Here is an 18334-nt window from a genome sequence, read left to right on the forward strand (position 1 = left end):
ACCGTATCGGTACAGTATAAACCTTCAATTGAAAAGGAATTGTGCAGTGTGTTGCAAAGATGTTAGTTCAAGGCGACAACAGCATCATCTGCGCTTATTATTGCAGGAACATGACTAACTGGTCGGATCACATCAAAAGGACGCGTCCATGAATACCGTTCGCTTTATTTTCGCGCTGCTGGCGCTTTCCCTCCCCCTTTTTGCTGGCGCGCACGGCTTTACGGAAGGACAGCGCGTCCCCCCGGTCGGCATCTCCGATAAGGGGGAACTGATTTTGCAGCAGGATAAGTTCAGCTATCAAAGCTGGAATACCGCCAGGCTGCCGGGCAAAGTACGAGTCATTCAGCATATCGCCGGGCGCTCTTCCTCGAAGGAGAAAAACGCCGCGCTGATTGAAGCGATCAAGGCGGAAAAATTCCCACATGACCGCTACCAGACTACCACCGTGGTTAATACGGATGACGCCATCCCCGGCACCGGCATGTTCGTCCAAAGCAGCATCAGAAATAATAAGACCGCGTTTCCGTGGTCGCAGTTCATTGTGGACAGCAATGGCGTAGCAAAAAAAGCCTGGCAGTTGGAGGACGGGGGCTCAGCGATAGTGGTACTGGATAAACAGGGTAAGGTGCGCTTCGCCAAAGATGGCGCGCTAACGCAGGATGAGGTGAAGCAGGTGATCGCGCTGGTTCACAAGCTGCTGGAGTAAGGTGGCTTTCTGACTATCTGAAGGGCAAGGAAGAGCAGGCCGATCGGCAAAATACCAAATACCCACTCTTCCTGACTTTGCTATCTGAGCAAACGGGCAAAAGCTGTCGACAACCTTCCCCGCAATCAGAAGATCGACACGCGGAAGCCCGGATTGAGGAAAGATTCTCGCGGCGCGTAATCCAACGTTCTGCCCTGCCAGTCATGGACATGGGCACCTGCGGCGATAGCGACGGCGTGCCCGGCGCCGGTATCCCAGATATTGGTAGGCCCGAAGCGAGGATAGAGCTGCGCTTTCCCCTCGGCGACCAGGCAGAACTTCAGCGAGGAGCCTATCGCCGTCGTCTGATGCTCGCCCAGCTGGCTCAGGTAATCTTCCAGCTCGGTATCCGCATGGGAACGACTGACGACCACCAGCGGCGGACGGGCTTCCCGCACATGAATCTGCACGCGGTGGCCGCCCTCTTCTTTCCACGCCTTCCCTTCGGCTGCCGAGTACATCACGTTCAGCACCGGCGCATAGACCACGCCCAGCACCGGCTTACCGTTATCGATCAGCGCGATATTGACGGTGAACTCGCCGTTTCGCTTAATAAACTCTTTCGTACCGTCGAGGGGATCGACCAGCCAGTAGCGCTGCCAGTGCTGGCGCGCCTCCCAATCCGGCGGATCTTCTTCCGACAGCACCGGGATGTCGGGAGAGAGTCCGGACAGCCCCTGAAGGATCACTTTGTGCGCGGCAATATCCGCTGCGGTTACTGGTGAATCATCGGACTTATGAGCCACATCCATCGGTGCCTGTCCGTCATACACCTCCATAATTACATCGCCCGCTTTCCGCGCCAGCTGGCAAATTTCGTCTAACATTTTCCACCTCTTGAGTAGCATCTTGATGCCGGCTCCTGCCGACGGGCACACGCCACGCTTTCCACAGCTGAAAACCTCTACTGATCATAGCAGTTGATTTTATCCGCCTGTCGGCGGACAGCGCGGTCGGGCCGGACTGCGCCGACGAACCGGGATGGTTGACCTTAATTATCAACAGCATAATCCATTTTACGCTGCGTAACCCGCGGTTTTTTCTTCGCCGCCCCAAGAGGTAAATATTTGTGTCTGATCACATTTATATGAGACAGAAGGTAACTCTTTCATAAAAGTTTGAGATGTTAGGGGGCGACAGCATCAAAATTTAAGGAGAAATGATGATTAGGCCCGTTTTTACCCTCGCCGCCCTGCTGATTTCGGTGTCCCTGAATGCGGCTACGGTGGATTTTCGCCTGCTGGAAACCACTGATTTGCATAGCAATATAATGGACTTTGATTATTACAAAGATACCCCCAGCGAAAAATTTGGCCTGGTGCGTACGGCAACGCTGATTGAAGCGGCCCGTAAAGAAGCCACCAACAGCGTGCTGGTCGATAATGGCGATATTATCCAGGGAAGCCCGCTCGGCGATTATATGGCGGCGAAAGGGTTGCAGCAGGGTGAGCTGCATCCGGTTTATAAGGCCATGAATACGCTGGATTATTCGGTCGGTAACCTTGGAAACCATGAGTTTAACTACGGCCTTGATTACCTGCATAAGGCCATCAGCGGCGCGCGTTTTCCCTATATCAATGCCAATATCATCGACGTAAAAACCGGGCAGCCGCTCTTCACGCCCTGGCTGATGAAGACCGTTGAAGTCACTGACCGCGAAGGCAATAAACACCCGCTTAAAGTCGGCTATATCGGCTTTGTCCCTCCGCAAATCATGGTGTGGGATAAAACCAATCTGACCGGCAAGGTAACGGTTAACGATATTACTGAGACCGCCCGTAAATGGGTGCCGGAGATGCGCAAGGCCGGGGCTGATTTAGTGGTGGCAATCCCCCATTCCGGCCTCTCTGGCGATCCCTACAAAACGATGGCGGAAAATTCAGTCTACTACCTGAGCCAGGTGCCGGGCATTGATGCGATCCTGTTTGGTCACGCCCATGCCGTCTTCCCCAGCAAGGATTTTGCCGGCATCAAAGGCGCTGACATCAATCAGGGAACGCTGAACGGCATTCCGGCAGTCATGCCAGGCATGTGGGGCGATCACCTCGGCGTCGTTGACCTGGTGCTGGATAATCAGCAGGGGCACTGGCAGGTCACCAGCGCCAAAGCGCAAGCGCGACCGATTTACGACAAAGCGGCGAAGAAGTCGCTGGCGGCTGAAGACCCCGATCTGGTGAAAGTCATGAAACACGATCACGATGCCACCCGCGAGTTTGTCAGCAAACCGATCGGCAAATCGGCGGACGTGATGTACAGCTACCTGTCGCTGGTGCAGGACGACCCAACCGTGCAGATTGTTAATAACGCCCAGCGCGACTACGTGCAGCGCTACATTCAGGGCGACCCGGATCTCGCGAATCTGCCGGTACTGACGGCCGCTGCGCCGTTCAAGGCTGGCGGACGGAAAAACGACCCGGCGAGCTATGTGGAGGTTGAGAAAGGTCAACTGACGTTCCGCAATGCGGCCGATCTTTATCTTTATCCCAACACGCTGGTAGTGATGAAGGTGAGCGGCAAAGAGGTGAAGGAGTGGCTTGAATGCTCCGCCGGGCAGTTTAATCAGATCGATCCGCACAGCAGCAAGCCGCAGTCGCTGATCAACTGGGATTTTCGCACCTACAATTTTGACGTGATTGACGGCGTAAAATATCAGATCGACGTGACTCAGCCTGCCCGCTACGATGCAGAATGCCAGTCAGTCAATGAGGGCGCTTCGCGCATTAAAAATCTGACGTTTAACGGCAAAGCCATCGATCCGCAGGCAACGTTCCTCATCGCCACCAACAACTACCGTGCCTATGGCGGCAAGTTCGCCGGAACCGGAGAGAGCCATGTTGCTTTTGCTTCACCGGACGAAAACCGCTCTGTGCTCGCCGCCTATATCAGTGCGCAGACTAAAGCTCAGGGAGAAGTGAAGCCGCAGGCGGATAATAACTGGAGGCTGGCGCCTGTTGAAAGCGCCACGCCGCTGGATATTCGCTTTGAAACATCCCCCACGGAGAAAGCCGCCGCATTTATCACCCAGTATGCGCGCTATCCGCTGCATAAGGTGGGGACTGATGATATAGGCTTCGCCGTTTATCAGTTGAACCTGCAAAAATAAGGCAGAAAAGCCAGCCACATTAATTGATGTGGCTGGCGAACAGCATAGGTAATTCTGTTTTTTCCACTTATTCTGCGGTTTTCCCCTCTCTGAACCAGTCAACAATGCCGTGAATGCCAGCAGAGATGTTAGAAATGGCCCCTGAAATATTTAACTCAAAAATCGACCCAATACCTTTGCCGAGTTGACCAGCCGCACCGGCCACATTTGCACTCACTGCGCCACCGATAATCTGGCCAATTTTTTCGCCAATTTTATCAAAGACCAGGCCACCAGATACGTGCTGAATTTCATTGCTGTTTAATATACGCATAATATTTCCTTGTGTGTAATTAATCTCCCTCATTCATTGAGGTAAAAACATATTACGTTTATGAAACAATTCAAGTCAATAATTTTATAATAACAAAAAATCCAAAAAAATACTTTATTTATTATCACCCTTCCACAGCAGCATAAATAAAAAATTCACAAAGATCACTTCAGATGGAATAATTATAAATAACATCCTCATCGCAATAACATCCATCGACAGGAGAATCTGAAGACCAGGCGTATGCGTGGCACCAACGCAATAATTTATAAAGAAAGAAAATAAAGAAAAAGTCACGACAACAACCTGAATAAGCCAGACAGAAAATAGCAATAATCAGGAGGAGGTTTTAAACGTGATTCATATTAATAAGAGATGAATGACTTATTGAGTAAAAGATTATTCAGTTAGTAATGTGATACAGCATACGTAATACAATGATGAATCACATTACCAGACGAGCAGACTGGCAAAGTGCTGTACCCTGCCAGTTAACAGATTTTACAGAATTTCCAGCAGCTCAACTTCAAACACCAGGGTGCTGAACGGAGGGATGGAAGCCCCTGCGCCACGCTCACCGTAGGCCAGCTCATGAGGGATAACCAGCTCCCACTTCGAGCCTACCGGCATCAGGGTCAGCGCTTCAATCCAGCCTGGAATCACGCCGCTAACCGGGAATTCTGCCGGTTCACCGCGCTGCACCGAGCTGTCGAACACGCTGCCGTCGATCAGTTTACCGGTATAATGCACGCGTACGCGATCCTGACGGGAGGGGATTGCGCCTTCGCCCTGAGTCATCACGCTGAATTGCAGGCCCGACTCGGTGCTGCTCACGCCTTCACGCTTAACGTTCTCTTCGAGGAATTTCTGACCTTCAACGGCCATTTCCTGCTGGCGTTCACGACGAACGGCATCAGCACGCTCGTGCACTTCACGCAGCGCGCGGTGAACGACGTCTACAGGTACAGCCGGGGCATTCCCTTCCAGCGCATCGCGCAGGCCTGCCAGCAATGCTTCTGGCTGCAGACCTTGCAGTCCAGATTCCAGCAGCTGCTGGCCAACCTGTAAACCGATACCGTAACTTGCTTGCGCTTCTACGCTGTCAAAAGAAGGGGTAGTCATGGATTTTCCTTTCATCATTGATAAAACCGAAGACGAAGCATAACAGCGCTGGCAACGGGCGTAAAATGCCATCTTCTCCAGGTGACTTTTGTCGGCTAAAAGGAAACAATACCCCGGTCCCACCGGCGGAATAAACTCCGCACGCACAATGCGTTATCAGCTATATTTTAGTCGAGGTCAAAATGGGCCATATTGCCCGCAGGCGAAGGAAAAGCCCGTCGCTTTCACTAAACGGTTGGCTGCACCGGATAGCAAAAAGCTCATTTTTTGCGCGAGGTTCGCGCCAGGAGGACGACGCCATGCCCAAAGCGTCTTCAGCATCACGAGTACCACAAGTCTTTCGTCAACTCTGGCACCTGCCGGATTCCATACGCTGGATGGACCCGCTGCCGTCCTTCCATCGTCGCGGCATTATTTTCGCCGTCGCGCTGGTCCTGCTGGCTTTCCTGTGGCCAGCGCCCTCGCCACAGCAGCCCGCCCGGCCCATCTCCTCCGGCCAGACTTCCGGGACAGAAGCGCCGATGCAGGCCGAGCTGAACGATCGGCAGCCGGCACCCACTGCGCCGCCCAGGACTGATAACGATACGCAGGGCACCTGGCACAGTTATCAGATCGCCGCTGGTCAGACGCTGGCGCAGCTGTTTCGTGATAACAATTTACCGGTGAACGATGTGTTTGCTATGGCGCAGGTAGAAGGCGACGATAAGCCGCTGAGTAATTTGCATACGGGTCAGGCAGTTCGCATTCGCCAGAATGCACAGGGCGTGGTGAATGGCTTAACGGTCGATACCGGCAGCGGGCAGATCTTGTTTACCCGCCAGCCAGACGGCTCGTTTATCCGGGCGCAGTAAAAGGCGTCAGGACAAAAACAAAAACGCCGGCGCAAGGCCGGCGTTTTTGTACGGTAGAATCAGTCAGCGATTAAGCTTCAGAAACCACGTTTACAATCAGTTTAGCGAAGACTTCGCTGTGAACCTGGAAGTCCACTTCGTGCTCACCGGTAGTGCGCAGAACGCCGTTCGGCAGGCGAACTTCACTCTTAGCCACTTCAACGCCAGCTGCAGTTACAGCGTCAGCGATGTCGCGAGTCCCGATGGAACCGAACAGTTTACCTTCGTCGCCGGCTTTAGACGCGATGGTAACGCTGCCCAGCGCACTGATTTTCTCAGCACGAGCATTAGATGCAGACAGAACCTCAGCCAGTTTGGCTTCCAGCTCTGCACGGCGTGTTTCGAAGAACTCAACGTTTTTTCTGGTAGCAGGAACAGCTTTGCCCTGTGGTACCAGGAAGTTACGGGCGTAGCCCGCTTTCACGTTAACCTGATCGCCCAGGCTTCCCAGGTTTGCTACTTTATCAAGCAGAATAACTTGCATTACCTTATCCTCTTTAAGTCGTTAATAGACGGCGGCCGATTACTGATGACGATCGGTATATGGCAGCAGGGACAGGTAGCGAGCGCGCTTGATGCAGCGTGCCAGCTGACGCTGGTATTTTGCACGAGTACCGGTAATACGGCTCGGAACAATTTTACCGCTTTCGGTAATGTAGTTTTTCAGCGTAGCGATGTCTTTGTAATCAATCTCTACAACGCCTTCCGCGGTGAAACGGCAGAACTTGCGACGACGGAAATAACGTGCCATTTGGCTAGTCTCCAGAATCTATCAATTCAATCTGCTCGGCATGCAGCACCGTCATATTCAGCCCATTGCGCCCTTGATGGCTGCTAATGAAACCGGAAACGGTGAGAGGCGTGCCGACCGTTATACTTTGAGTAATCGCCTGATGGGCTTTGCCGCTGATAATCACCGGCATTCGACACCAGGCTTGCCGGGTAAAACCGGCTTCCACCTGCTCGGAACGGTGCTCAAGCACGAACTGGCAGTGTGGAATACCTGACGGGCTCACTTTACGCCTCGGCGTCTTGCACACGGTGCCAGACAGCGTCAGCCGGTTGGCCGTCACGGTAAATTACTCTTCAGAATCCCCAGCATCTGCATCATCAGAGGTTTCGTTAGCAAAATCTTCGCGGCGATCGCGGCGCTCGTCTTTCGCTTTAACCATCGGAGATGCTTCAGTTACCGCGTGCTTAACGCGCATAACCATGCTGCGGATAACGGCGTCGTTGAAGCGGAAGTTTGTTTCCAGCTCATCGATCGCTTCCTGCGGCGCTTCCACGTTCAGCAGAACGTAGTGAGCTTTGTGCAGTTTGTTGATCGGGTAAGCCAGCTGACGACGGCCCCAGTCTTCCAGGCGATGGATCGTTCCTTCTGCACCAGTGATGGTGGCAGAGTAACGCTCGATCATACCAGGAACCTGTTCGCTTTGGTCAGGGTGAACCATAAATACGATTTCGTAATGACGCATCGAATTTGCTCCTTACGGATTATTCAGCCTCCTGTCAGGGTCAGCCGCGGCCCATGGAAGCAAGGAACGTGTATGTTTGTGCGGCTGAAAAAATTGACGCGTAATCATACTGGCGGTACTGGGAAAACTCAAGGTAATGTCGCGGCGGGGGGGAAATTATTTGGCAGTCTGGCGCCCGGCAGAAGGGGCATTGCGTGCTATCCGAAAGATATCATGGCGTTAGCAAAGAAACGGCGGCAAAGGGTCGCGCTAAAATAGCAAGAATTACTAATACCTTTTAATCCAGACTGGACTAAACTATACAGGTTCCTTATGACACGACCCTGACGTCCGCGTCAGACTGTATGACCAGATTGTGGAGTTCACCTATGAAAACCATCGCAATCGCCACCTTACTCGGTCTTTTCCTTTCCACATCCGCCCTTGCCAACGCCGTTGGCGACGCGCAGCAGGTGAAAAGCTACACCAGCAAAGCGGCGAACAGTTATGTCTATATCAACCGGATTGCGTCTCCGTTAGACAAAACCTCGCATAAGACCCCTACTACCGCAGCAGAGCAGCTCGCCAGACAGCTGTAGCGGCGCAGGGTCCGATTCGAATTAAAGATGATGCGTAAAAAAAGCCGCCGTCGCCGTTAGCGCTGGCGGCGTGATGCGATGCCCGATGCCGCGCTCAGTTATATAGGTGAGATTCGCATCGAGCTTCGCTTCACGCAGCGCTTTTTCCAACCTGGCGCTTTCTGCGGCAGGCACGACCTCATCCGCATCCCCATGCCAGACCAGTAACGGTCTGTCGCCCAGCTTTTCCAGTTGCTGACTGACATCATACTCAGCCAGCGGCGCCAGCCTGCCGTCCAGCGTTTTTTTCTGCTCCGGCGTTGCGGCTGCCAGCGGAGGAAACAGCGTCCGGGCGAGCGACATAAAATAGCCTGAACCCATCAGACAGGCGACGCAGGAGAGATGGCTGTAGCGGGCCATGGCGCCCAACGCCGTCATACCGCCCATTGAGGCGCCCGCCACCGCGAACCTCCCTTCGGTTATCAATCGCTGTTCGTTCAGCGCGGCCTCAAGCAGCGGCACCTCGTCAATATTGCTGCGCAGAATTTCCCAGAAGCTGGTGAGGCGCAGTTCGCTATCACCGTTATAGCGAGAACCATGCATATCCGCATCCGGCATCACCACGCGGAACCCAGCCTGAGCCAGCGCAACGGCAAACCAGGCATAGACCTCTTTGGAAGAGGTAAAGCCGTGCCAGAAAAGGATCGTCGGCAGCGCAGTATGACGCTTACCCGCTGGCGTGGCGTGCAGGCACTCTATGCCGGCAAAATTTTCTGTAGCAATTTCAATCATTACGCCTCCATTAAATTTCAGGCCACGGGGTACCCCGCCAGTCCGCCAGGCTGAAAATTGAGTTTATTCGCTAAAGCGTTAGCCTGCGCACAAAATTAAAAACTAAATGTTTCATTAGCATTGCCGTTAACCGATCCAAGCCCCCACACCCTTAACAGGCCAACCATGAAAACTTCCTTATTCCGACGTCTGAGCCTTGGCGTCAAGCTATCGGTTATCACCTCAGCAAGCGTCGCCGTCTTGTTTCTGATCCTGACCCTGGCGCTAACCCATAACGCCGCCAGACAGCTACAGGCGCTGACTCAGGAAAATATGGATAACCAGGTCAGTGGGATTAGCGATATGGCCTCCATGTTCGGGAGCACGCTCAGCGATGAGGTCGCCAATTATACCGCCTTGTTCCAGAGCTTTTTACCCAAGCGATTCTCGCTGGATGCTTCTCAGCCTATCGCCATTGGTTCAGAGCAGACGCCAACTATGCGGGCCGGGCTGAAGACCCTGAACCTGGACCAGGTGCTGGTCGACGAATTTCAGCAGCGCACCGGCGCGATCTCCACCATTTTTGTGCGCATGGGCGATGATTTTATGCGCATCTCCACCTCACTGCGCAAGCAGGATGGCGAGCGCGCTATCGGCACCCGCCTTGACCACGCCAGCCCGGCCTGGCAACAGATGCAGAAAGGTGAAACCTGGCAGGGCGTGAGTATGCTGTTTGGTAAACGCTATATCACCCAGTATCAACCCGTTAAGGACAGCAGCGGCAGCGTGATCGGCATTCTTTTTGTTGGCGTGGACATCAGTAAGCAGTATGCCGAAATCCGCCGGAAAGTGCTGAATAAGAAACTGGGAGCATCCGGTCACTTTGTGGTGCTGGATAACGCCGGGGGGAAAAATCACGGCAGCTTTGTCTTCCATCCGACAGAAGAAGGCAAGCTGCCGCGCTGGTCGGATACGCTGCAACAGCGGCTGTTAAACACGGCCAGCGGTACGGTTGAGGCTGTCGGTGAAGAGGGGGATACGCAGATGCTGACCTGGCGACATCTGCCGGAGTGGAACTGGGTGATCCTGGGCGAGGTCAACAAGGCCAGCCTGCTGGCACCGATTAAACAGATCCGCGATCTGTTTCTGCTGATCGGTACGGCACTGGTGCTGGCCTTTGCGCTGGGTTTTGTGATGGTGACCCGCCGCTGGCTGAGCAAACCCTTGCAGCAGGTGATCGAGCTGGCTCGTCACTACTCTGCCGGTAACCTACAGGCCACGCTGAATACTCAGCGCCATGATGAAGTGGGCCAGCTGATTAACGCGATTAACGGCATTGGCGACGGATTACAGCACATCGTTTCGCAGGTCCGCGAGGCGGCTCGGGAGATCAGCAGCGGCACCGATGCGATTGCGGTAAGCAGTGAGAATATTAGCGAGCAGATCTCGCGTCAGGCCAGCAGCGTGGAAGAGACCTCGGCCAGCATGGAGCAGCTAAGCGCGACGGTGGCGCAGAACGCCGAAAATGTCGCTCAGGCGCTGACGCTGGTTGATGAAACCTCAGCCGCCGTGCAGAGCGGCGGCGCGACGGTGTCGCGCTCGGTGGTGACGATGAGCGACATCAAGAACGCTTCGCAGAGCATTGCCGATATTACCCACGTCATTGAGTCTATTGCCTTCCAGACCAATATCCTGGCGCTGAACGCGGCGGTAGAGGCCGCCCGCGCCGGGGAGCACGGCAAAGGGTTTGCCGTGGTGGCGGCTGAAGTCCGCGCGCTGGCCCAGCGCAGCGCCCAGGCCGCGAAAGAAATTGGCGGGTTGATTGAAAACTCGCTGAGCAAAGTGGTGCAGGGGCACGCTTTGTCTGAACAAACGCGTCAGGTGATGGAAGAGATTGTCGGCCGTATTGGGCAGGTGAAGGCACTGATGAGCGACATCAACATCGCCTCGAGAGAGCAGTCCGCCGGGATTGGTCAGGTGAACATTGCAATGACGCAGATCGGCCAGGCTACGCACCAGAACACCGGGCTGGTTTCCACCTCCGAGGAGACGGCCCAGGATCTCAGCCGCAAAGGCCACCACCTGACGCAGCTGGTCAGCGTATTTACGCTAAAAGACGAATAATCACGGTGGGATAGCTTACACTATCAGTTATCCCACTGCTGAGAACTCGCTATGTGTCGGTTACTGACGTTGCTGTTTATCTTGCTGACCGCTGGCTGTAGCCAGCTTGAAACCAGGCCTGAACCTCCCCCGCCGCCAACGTCCAGGGCGCAGGAGGTCACCCGCGCGCAAAGCCAGAGTCTTAGCCAGAGCCGGTTGGGTACTGTCAGCGTCTCTGAACACGGCTCGCCGGACGACGCGGAGCGAGCCATTGCGGCCAAAGCCAACGCCGCTGGCGCAGCCTACTACTATATTCAGTTGGTCAGCGAGACGGTGATGCCGGGCCTGTGGTACTCCAGCGCCATTCTTTACGGCCCTTTAACCACCGCCAGCCCGCAACAGTAAACGCTCAGCGACAGGTTCAGCCAGGCGTGAGTGACCGCGCCGGTCCAGCATCTGGCGGCACCAGGCATCCGCCATCCCCGGCTCCAGGCTGGTCATCACCTGAACACCGCAGGCCAGCGCGAACAGCCCTTCGCACAGGCTATGCGCCTGGGCTTCCTGAGGCTTAGCCAGGCGTAGCTTTATCTGCCGCCACAGGCTGTCGAAGTGCCGGTTCTGGCCTTTCACCCCGTCAAATTCCGCCGAGAGCACGTCTACTATACCCGGCTGCTTAGTCAGCACCCGCAGCACGTCCAGGCACATCACGTTTCCCGATCCTTCCCAGATGCTGTTCACCGGCATTTCCCGATAAAGGCGCGGCAGCTCGCTCTCTTCGCAATAGCCAATGCCGCCCAGCACCTCCATCGACTCAGCCACAAAGCCAATCCCTCGTTTGCACACCGTGTATTTGGCCGCCGGGGTAAAAAGCCGGCTAAAGATTTTCTCCTGCTCATTTTCTCCCCGCGACCAGGCGCGCGCCAGACGCATCAGCAGCGCAGTTTGCCCCTCCAGCACCAGAGCCTGCGAGCAGAGAAGCTGCCTCATCAGCGGCTGATCCACCAGGTTTTTCCCCAGCACCTGACGCTGGTGGGCATGATACAGGGCAATGGAGAAAGCCCGACGCATCATGGCGTGGCTGCCAAGCGCGCAGTCAAAACGGGTATAGCCGCCCATCTTCAGAATTTGCCGGACGCCCTCGCCCTCTTCCCCGATCAGCCAGCCGCTGGCGCCAAAAAACTCAACCTCAGCGCTGGCATTCGAGCGGTTCCCCAGCTTCTCTTTCAGCCTTTCAATATGCAGCGCATTTTTTTCTCCGCCCGGCAGCAGGCGAGGCAGGAAGAAGCAGGACAGCCCGCCTTTCGCCTGCGCCAGCACCAGATGAGCGTCGCTCTGCGGCACGGAAAAAAACCATTTGTGGCCGGTTAACTGGTAGCACTCCCCGCTGCCGCGAGAGGCGGTCGGCTCTGCGCGCGTGGTATTACTCAGCACGTCGGTACCTCCCTGCTTTTCGGTCATCCCCATGCCAATCAGCAGCCCTTTTTTCAGCGGAGCCACCTGCACATGCGGGTCATAACGGTCCGAAAGCAGCGGCTTTAGCCAGTCCTGCAACGAAGTCGGCAGATATTTTTGTAACAGAGGGATGGCGCCAAAGGTCATAGTGACAGGGCACAGGCTCCCCGCCTCTACCTGAGCATGAAGCATAAAGCGCGCGGCGCGGGCGACAAACGCCGCTTCCGGCGCCCGCTCCAGCCAGGGCAGATTGTGCACCCGGTTGGCGCAAAGTCCCTGCATCAGCAGGTGCCAGGCGGGATGAAAGCGCACCTCATCCAGCCGCTCGCCGCAGGGATCGTAGCGCAACAGCTCCGGCGGGTAGCCATTGGCCAACCTGCCCAGCTCCAGCGATTCGGCGCTACCCAACTGTTGTCCAACGGAAGCGAGTAAATCGCTGTCCCAGCCTGCCCCTTCACGCTGCACGGCTTCACGCAGCGGCGTGTCCGACAAAAACAGGTTGCTGTTCGCCAGCGGGCGGGGCTGATTAAATACGCTGTGGGTTTTCCAGTCCATCTCGGCTCCCTCTCAGATTCAGGGTAAGTATGAGAGCCTGCCGGGGTTATGCCTGGCCCTGATGTGGATTTGTGCAGGGGATCACAACCTGCCCGCGCGGATCGGTTGGCGCGGGAAAAGCCGCCATCAGCGCGGCAGGCGAACGGCGGCGGCGAATCAAATCGCGCATCCTTGCCATCCACGGCGCACTTTCGCGGAAAAAGCGCCGGTATCCCTCACAGAGTGCGCTCTTACCGCCCGGCGGACGGTGTTTAGGACAGTCGCCGTGACAAAAGGGGCGCTCCCGGCACGTCAGGCACTCCGGCGGCAGCGCCGTTTTTTTGGCGGCGCCAAAGGCAATAGCGGCCCGGCTGGCATTAAGCTCGCTTAACGGCGTCTGGCGCAGGTTGCCCACCCACCACGGCGGTCCAACAAAATGGTCGCACTGGTAAAGGTCGCCATTCGCCTCCAGCGCAAAAGCATGACCGCAGGTTTCACTCAACACGCACAGTTGTGACGGGAAGCCATTCCAAATTCCCAGCGTGGATTCAAACAGCTGAATATGGATGCGGCCAATATCCTGTCGACCCCAGCGCATAAAGACGGTGGTGAGGAATTGCCCCCATATCTCCGCCGTCACCGATTCAGGCGTCAGATTTCCCGCCGCATCCCACTCTACCAGCGGAATAAATTGCAGCCACGGCGTGCCAAGCTGACGCAGAAAGGCGTACATCTGTTCTGGTTGCCGACCGTTAAGATTATTCACGACCACCATCAGGTTAAAGGCGATCTGATGCCTGCGCAGACGGTTCAGAGTCGCCATAACCCGATGGTGCGACGGCAACCCGCGGCGCGTCACCCGGTAGCGATCGTGCAGTTCTGCCGGGCCATCCAGCGATAACCCCACCAGCCACTGATGCTGCCGCAGAAACGCGCACCACGCGTCATTCAGCAACAGGCCGTTGGTTTGCAGGGAATTATGAATACGTTTGCCGCAGGCATAGCGCTGTTGCAGAGCCACCACCTTTTCAAAAAAGGGCAGCCCGCACAGCGTCGGTTCGCCCCCTTGCCAGGCGAATTCCACCTCATCGCCGGGCTGTGCGGCGATGTGCTGGCGGATGTAGAGACGCAGCGTCTCCTCATCCATCACTGGCAGCATCGGCTTATCAAGGTAAAAACAGTAGCGGCAGCTGAGATTGCAACGCGAGCCTGCTGGCTTCGCCATTACGTGACATCCCTTCATAACTGGCCGCCGGTGAATAAGGCCGCTAAATGATGGCTGCTAAACAGCAAGGCCAGCACCATCACCGCACAGGTGATTCCCAGCTTCGCCGCCTGGGCCGCCCCGCCCGCGAAGTCGCTGCGGCCTTCGTCTATTTTTCCCCGCTGTCGGGCATAGCCGCACAGCAGCAGCCACAGGCTGAACAGAAGGATCATTACGCACCCGAACGGCACGCTGGAGAGCTGGCGCTGATGCCGCAGCGCCAGCGCCATCAGCACGCCGCAGCCGAGCAGCGTGCGAAACCAGGCCAGAGACGTTCTTTCCGGCTGAAGTCCGGGGTTGGCAAGCCTTCGGGCACGACGTCTAGCTGGCATACACTACCCCTCCCATCAGCGCCACTGACGCCGCAGTGATTGCCAGCGCCACCAGTTGCAGCATCCGCGTGTAGGGCAAATCTTCCTTCAGCCGCATGGCCTGCTCATTACGCAGCCAGCGCAGATAGCCCAGCGCCGCCAGCAGCGCGGCGAACAGGCACAGCAGCAGCGCCAGCGCCTGACGCACCGCCGGCGTGGCGATGTCCGGCGCAAACTGTTCCAGCCCCACGCCAGCCGCCAGAAACCCCAGCGCGGTGCGGATCCAGGCCAGAAACGTACGCTCATTCGCCAGTGAAAAACGGTAATCCGGCGCTTCACCAATCCGTGACAGGCTCATACTTTCTCCTTACTGCGGGGCCGTTGCGGCAGCCCCGGCGATCGTCAGAACTTCTGCTTTTTCTCTTCCATTTTCACCCCCCGGGTCGGCATACCGGTATCATAGTCACGCACTACCGGCGAATAGCCGTCCTGCGGACGTGGCCGGAATGGCCCCATCCAGCGCGGTTCGGCATCCGGTCGCCATGAGCGACACGCCCATTGATAAGAGCGGAACGGGTCGCGGATGCGCTCCATATAGTCGAGTAACGCGTCGTGCAGCTGATTACGCTCTGCGGCAAAGTCGGGATGGTCGATCAGGTTATGGATCTCCTCAGGATCGGCGTGGCGATCGTACAGCTCGTCGCTGGTGAACAGGTTGATCGTCAGCTTAAAGCGCGAGGTCACCCAGCAGCGCACTGGAATAAAGCCGCCAAAACTGTCGTGCTCGATTTCGTAACGGTTGAATTCCACCATCACCCCACGATCGCCCTCGGCCTGCATGATGTTTCCGCCCGGCAGAATCGCGGGCTGCTCAATGCCGGCCAGCGCCATCAGCGTCGGCAACAGGTCAATATGGCTGACCGGCGTATCGACCTGGCGCGGCCCCTGCTCGCCCGCTGGCGGGCAGACGATCAGTGGTACGCGGGTGATATCGTCATACATCGCCGCCCCTTTGCTGATCAGCTGATGCGCCCCCATCATCTCACCGTGATCGGAGGTATAAACCAGCCAGGTATTCTCACGCTGCTCCGGCGTCAGGGCCGCCACCACCCGGCCAATCTGGTCGTCAACAAAGTCGTTGCAGGCGAAGTAGAGCGGATGATGGTAGCGACCATCCTCACCGACCGGCGAAGGCATGGCGTCAGCCCACAGCTGATGGTGAAGCGGCTTGTGCTCAAGGTTATCCTGCGCGCGCGGGCCGAGATCGTAATAAAAGTCCTGGTACTTATCGATATATTCCGCCGGACAGGTGAAGGGATGGTGCGGTTCATCATAGGAGACCACCATCAGGAACGGCCGATCCTGCCGTTCGGGACGCTGAACGAAGTCGATCGCTCGTTTGCTGATACGCCAGGCCCAGGTAAAGGTTTCATCGATATTGTTGGCGCGGATATCTTCGGCGCTGTTCAACCCGTTGCGCCACAGCCCCGTTTGCTGCTCGCTCAGCTCTGCAAGATAGTTGGCGCCATCGAACCAGTATTCGGCGTCCCACTCCGGCGGACAGACGCCGGTGCCGAAGTAGTCGTGTCCGTCGAGGTGCCACTTGCCGATAAAGCAGGTGTGATAACCCGCATCCTTAAAGTAGCGACCCATCGTGCTGATATTTTTTCCGGGCGCGACGTTGTTCGTCCACGGCCCGGACTGGTTGGCGTAAATGCCGGTAAACAATCCGGCGCGCGCCGGGGTGCAGACCGGGGTACAGGTATAGGCGGAATTGAAGCGGATCCCCTCCTCCGCCAGCGCATCGATATGGTTGGTGTTCAGCGGTTTACCGCTGTAGCAGCCCACCATATTGGTGGCCTGGGTATCGGTCATAATGAAGACAATATTCGGACGTTTCATGAGTCATCCTTAGCATCAGTAAAAGTGACGGCAGAGGTACTCCGACGCTGACGCCTGCTGTCCACGATGAGATAAATCACCACTGCCGCCACCACCAGATAACAGAGCAGGGTCAGCAGGTGGCTGTTATAACCGCCAAACTGCGCAAAGCCGGAGTAAACCCCAATCATCGCGAACAGCACGCCGACGGAGGCGATTTTGGCGTTTTTCCACGGCGTCATATCCACCGCGAAAGCATCGCGGAAGCGGAAGGGTTCCGCCTGCGGCCACAGCCAGCCGATCGTCAGCATCAGCACCACGTTGATGCAGAACGTGCAGGCCAGCACGTAAAGGAAATGGAAGTGCAGATCGACCAGATAGTTGACCACGATATAGCTACAGATGCCGAACAGCAGCGCGGACTTCGCGGCCACGGCCGGAATACGCGGAAAGAAGAAGCCCATGATAATAATGGTGACCAGCGGCACGTTATAAATGCCGTTCAGCTGCTTCATCCAGGAATAAAGGCCTTCCGGCGCATGGGCGATCCACGGCGCGACCAGCACTGAAACCAGCGTCACCACCAGGCCAAACTGGCGGACCACCTTCACCAGCTTTTCTGACGAGGCGTCCTGATTAATGATGCGGTGATAGATGCCGAGGCTGAACAGCGTGGAGGCGCTGTTGAGGAAGCCGCAGAAGGCGCTGATAATCGCGCCGAACAGCACGGCGCTGAAGAATCCGATCAGCGGCAGCGGCATCACCCGGTTAACCAGCGCCGGATAGGCCATATCCGCCGAGGGTAATTCCCGGAACAGATGGAAGGCGATAATACCCGGCAGCACGAGGATCAGCGGGTCGAGCATTTTCAGCACCGCCGTCAGCAGCGCGCCCTTCTGCCCTTCGGCGAGGTTGCGCGAGCCGAGTGTACGCTGCACGATCCCCTGGTTGGTACACCAGTAAAAGGTATTTACCAGCACCAGCCCGGTCAGCGCGGCGCCAATCGGCACCGGATCGTGGGCGCCGCCGATTGAATTCAGCATTTCGCTGTGGTCGGTGGTCAGGCGGTCCAGCCCCCTGAGAAAATTGCCGCCGCCCATCACCATCAGGCCAAATACCGGCACCATCAGGCCGCCGATAACCAGACCGATGCCGTTGACCATATCGGCGATAGCAATGGCCCTCATGCCGCCAATCACCGCGTAGAGAATGCCCGACAGCCCAAGCACCACCACCATCGCCCAGATCGCCGCCGACGGCGAGATGCCGAATGTTTCACTGATATGGAAGATACTGTTGAAAGCCAGCGCCCCGGAGTAAAGCACTACCGGCAAAAAGCAGATCCCGGTGGCGATCAGAAAGCAGCAGTCGACGATAATGCGGGTGGTTTTATCGTAGCGCTCCTCAATAAACTGCGGAATGGTGGCGATGCCGCGTTGCAGGTAGCGCGGCAGGAAAATCAGCGCCAGAAAGATCAGTGGAATGGCGGAGATCACCTCCCACGCCATGACCGACATTCCGCTGCGGTAGGCCTGCCCGGTTAACCCGACCAGCTGTTCGGTCGACAGGTTGGTCAGCATCAGAGAGGCGGCAATAATTGGCGCCTTCAGAGAACGTCCGGCAAGAAAATAGCCCTGTTGCGACTGCGTGTCAGACTTGCGCAGCTTCCACCAGGTGATAAAAGCCACCAGAAAGGTGAAAGCCAGGAAGCTCACAATTTGCTGAATATTCATTTCATGCCCTTATTTATCATTATGTCCCGATGCAATAACGGCATTAAGGAATATTGCAGCATTCGGGTCGAGGCGGTTTG

The 18334-nt window shown here is 56.3% G+C and carries 20 protein-coding genes; 6 read left to right on the plus strand and 14 right to left on the minus strand.

Going from position 1 to position 18334, the window contains the following annotated elements:
- The first annotated feature begins 148 nt into the window (after positions 1 to 148).
- Positions 149 to 706 carry a YtfJ family protein gene (locus NG99_RS09385; protein WP_034891389.1) on the plus strand — a complete coding sequence of 186 codons (558 nt, stop codon included), beginning with the start codon at positions 149 to 151 and terminating at the stop codon, positions 704 to 706.
- 125 nt (positions 707 to 831) lie between these two features.
- Here NG99_RS09385 and cysQ read toward each other — a convergent pair whose 3' ends face one another.
- A complete protein-coding gene (cysQ, locus tag NG99_RS09390) occupies positions 832 to 1572 on the minus strand; it encodes a 3'(2'),5'-bisphosphate nucleotidase CysQ (RefSeq protein ID WP_034891391.1) in 741 nt (246 codons plus the stop codon).
- Positions 1573 to 1907: 335 nt separating this feature from the next.
- Here cysQ and NG99_RS09395 point away from each other — a divergent pair, with 335 nt between their 5' ends.
- Positions 1908 to 3848 (plus strand): bifunctional 2',3'-cyclic-nucleotide 2'-phosphodiesterase/3'-nucleotidase, encoded by a 1941-nt coding sequence (locus tag NG99_RS09395; protein WP_034891392.1) that lies wholly within the window; start codon positions 1908 to 1910, stop codon positions 3846 to 3848.
- 67 nt (positions 3849 to 3915) lie between these two features.
- Here the strand turns inward: NG99_RS09395 and NG99_RS09400 are convergent, their stop codons facing one another.
- Together NG99_RS09400 and fklB are read right to left on the minus strand one after the other, a co-directional pair.
- Positions 3916 to 4161: a hypothetical protein gene (locus tag NG99_RS09400; protein ID WP_034891393.1), complete on the minus strand. Its 246-nt coding sequence runs from the start codon at positions 4159 to 4161 to the stop codon at positions 3916 to 3918.
- A 501-nt stretch (positions 4162 to 4662) separates the two neighbouring features.
- Positions 4663 to 5283: an FKBP-type peptidyl-prolyl cis-trans isomerase gene (gene fklB, locus NG99_RS09410; protein ID WP_034891397.1), complete on the minus strand. Its 621-nt coding sequence runs from the start codon at positions 5281 to 5283 to the stop codon at positions 4663 to 4665.
- Positions 5284 to 5582: 299 nt separating this feature from the next.
- Here fklB and NG99_RS09415 point away from each other — a divergent pair, with 299 nt between their 5' ends.
- A complete protein-coding gene (locus tag NG99_RS09415; protein WP_034891399.1) occupies positions 5583 to 6134 on the plus strand; it encodes an OapA family protein in 552 nt (183 codons plus the stop codon).
- Positions 6135 to 6204: 70 nt separating this feature from the next.
- Here NG99_RS09415 and rplI read toward each other — a convergent pair whose 3' ends face one another.
- Genes rplI through rpsF form a run of 4 tightly spaced genes read right to left on the minus strand, consistent with a single transcriptional unit; the run spans position 6205 to position 7648 of the window.
- Positions 6205 to 6657, minus strand: a complete 453-nt coding sequence (rplI, locus tag NG99_RS09420) for a 50S ribosomal protein L9 (protein ID WP_034891400.1) — start codon at positions 6655 to 6657, stop codon at positions 6205 to 6207.
- 39 nt (positions 6658 to 6696) lie between these two features.
- The gene (gene rpsR / locus NG99_RS09425) at positions 6697 to 6924 is read right to left on the minus strand and encodes a 30S ribosomal protein S18 (RefSeq protein ID WP_002210155.1); all 228 of its coding nucleotides are present in this window, start codon (positions 6922 to 6924) and stop codon (positions 6697 to 6699) included.
- A gap of 4 nt (positions 6925 to 6928) precedes the next feature.
- On the minus strand, positions 6929 to 7246 hold the full coding sequence (gene priB / locus NG99_RS09430; RefSeq protein WP_034891401.1) for a primosomal replication protein N: 318 nt from the start codon (positions 7244 to 7246) through the stop codon (positions 6929 to 6931).
- Positions 7247 to 7252: 6 nt separating this feature from the next.
- Entirely contained in the window at positions 7253 to 7648 is a 396-nt protein-coding gene (rpsF, locus tag NG99_RS09435) for a 30S ribosomal protein S6 (protein ID WP_034891402.1), read from the minus strand.
- Between the two features lie 368 nt (positions 7649 to 8016).
- On the opposite strand from rpsF, the gene NG99_RS09445 reads away from it, so the two are divergent.
- Positions 8017 to 8226 carry a hypothetical protein gene (locus tag NG99_RS09445; protein ID WP_034891404.1) on the plus strand — a complete coding sequence of 70 codons (210 nt, stop codon included), beginning with the start codon at positions 8017 to 8019 and terminating at the stop codon, positions 8224 to 8226.
- A 21-nt stretch (positions 8227 to 8247) separates the two neighbouring features.
- Here NG99_RS09445 and yjfP read toward each other — a convergent pair whose 3' ends face one another.
- Positions 8248 to 8997: an esterase gene (yjfP, locus tag NG99_RS09450; protein WP_034891405.1), complete on the minus strand. Its 750-nt coding sequence runs from the start codon at positions 8995 to 8997 to the stop codon at positions 8248 to 8250.
- Between the two features lie 165 nt (positions 8998 to 9162).
- Between yjfP and NG99_RS09455 the strand changes: the two genes are divergently transcribed.
- Entirely contained in the window at positions 9163 to 11100 is a 1938-nt protein-coding gene (locus NG99_RS09455) for a methyl-accepting chemotaxis protein (RefSeq protein ID WP_034891406.1), read from the plus strand.
- A 51-nt stretch (positions 11101 to 11151) separates the two neighbouring features.
- Positions 11152 to 11484, plus strand: coding sequence for a biofilm peroxide resistance protein BsmA (gene bsmA / locus NG99_RS09460; protein WP_034891407.1), 333 nt, complete (start codon positions 11152 to 11154; stop codon positions 11482 to 11484).
- Here bsmA and NG99_RS09465 read toward each other — a convergent pair.
- The 6 genes from NG99_RS09465 to NG99_RS09490 are packed head-to-tail and all read right to left on the minus strand — an operon-like array spanning position 11458 to position 18254.
- Entirely contained in the window at positions 11458 to 13086 is a 1629-nt protein-coding gene (locus tag NG99_RS09465; protein WP_034891410.1) for an isovaleryl-CoA dehydrogenase, read from the minus strand. The two genes, bsmA and NG99_RS09465, sit on opposite strands and share 27 nt — an antisense overlap.
- 46 nt (positions 13087 to 13132) lie before the next feature.
- Positions 13133 to 14308 carry an anaerobic sulfatase maturase gene (locus NG99_RS09470; protein ID WP_198138756.1) on the minus strand — a complete coding sequence of 392 codons (1176 nt, stop codon included), beginning with the start codon at positions 14306 to 14308 and terminating at the stop codon, positions 13133 to 13135.
- Positions 14305 to 14661 carry a DUF202 domain-containing protein gene (locus tag NG99_RS09475; protein ID WP_034891411.1) on the minus strand — a complete coding sequence of 119 codons (357 nt, stop codon included), beginning with the start codon at positions 14659 to 14661 and terminating at the stop codon, positions 14305 to 14307. The genes NG99_RS09470 and NG99_RS09475 overlap by 4 nt, the downstream gene beginning before the upstream one ends.
- The gene (locus NG99_RS09480; RefSeq protein ID WP_034891413.1) at positions 14651 to 14998 is read right to left on the minus strand and encodes a YidH family protein; all 348 of its coding nucleotides are present in this window, start codon (positions 14996 to 14998) and stop codon (positions 14651 to 14653) included. Before NG99_RS09480 ends, NG99_RS09475 begins: the two co-directional genes overlap by 11 nt.
- Before the next feature lie 44 nt (positions 14999 to 15042).
- Complete coding sequence (locus NG99_RS09485; protein WP_034891414.1) at positions 15043 to 16542, minus strand: sulfatase-like hydrolase/transferase; 1500 nt, start codon at positions 16540 to 16542, stop codon at positions 15043 to 15045.
- Positions 16539 to 18254 carry a solute:sodium symporter family transporter gene (locus NG99_RS09490; protein ID WP_034891416.1) on the minus strand — a complete coding sequence of 572 codons (1716 nt, stop codon included), beginning with the start codon at positions 18252 to 18254 and terminating at the stop codon, positions 16539 to 16541. The genes NG99_RS09485 and NG99_RS09490 overlap by 4 nt, the downstream gene beginning before the upstream one ends.
- Positions 18255 to 18334 lie beyond the last annotated feature (80 nt).

Source organism: Erwinia typographi, assembly GCF_000773975.1.
GTDB lineage: Bacteria > Pseudomonadota > Gammaproteobacteria > Enterobacterales > Enterobacteriaceae > Erwinia > Erwinia typographi.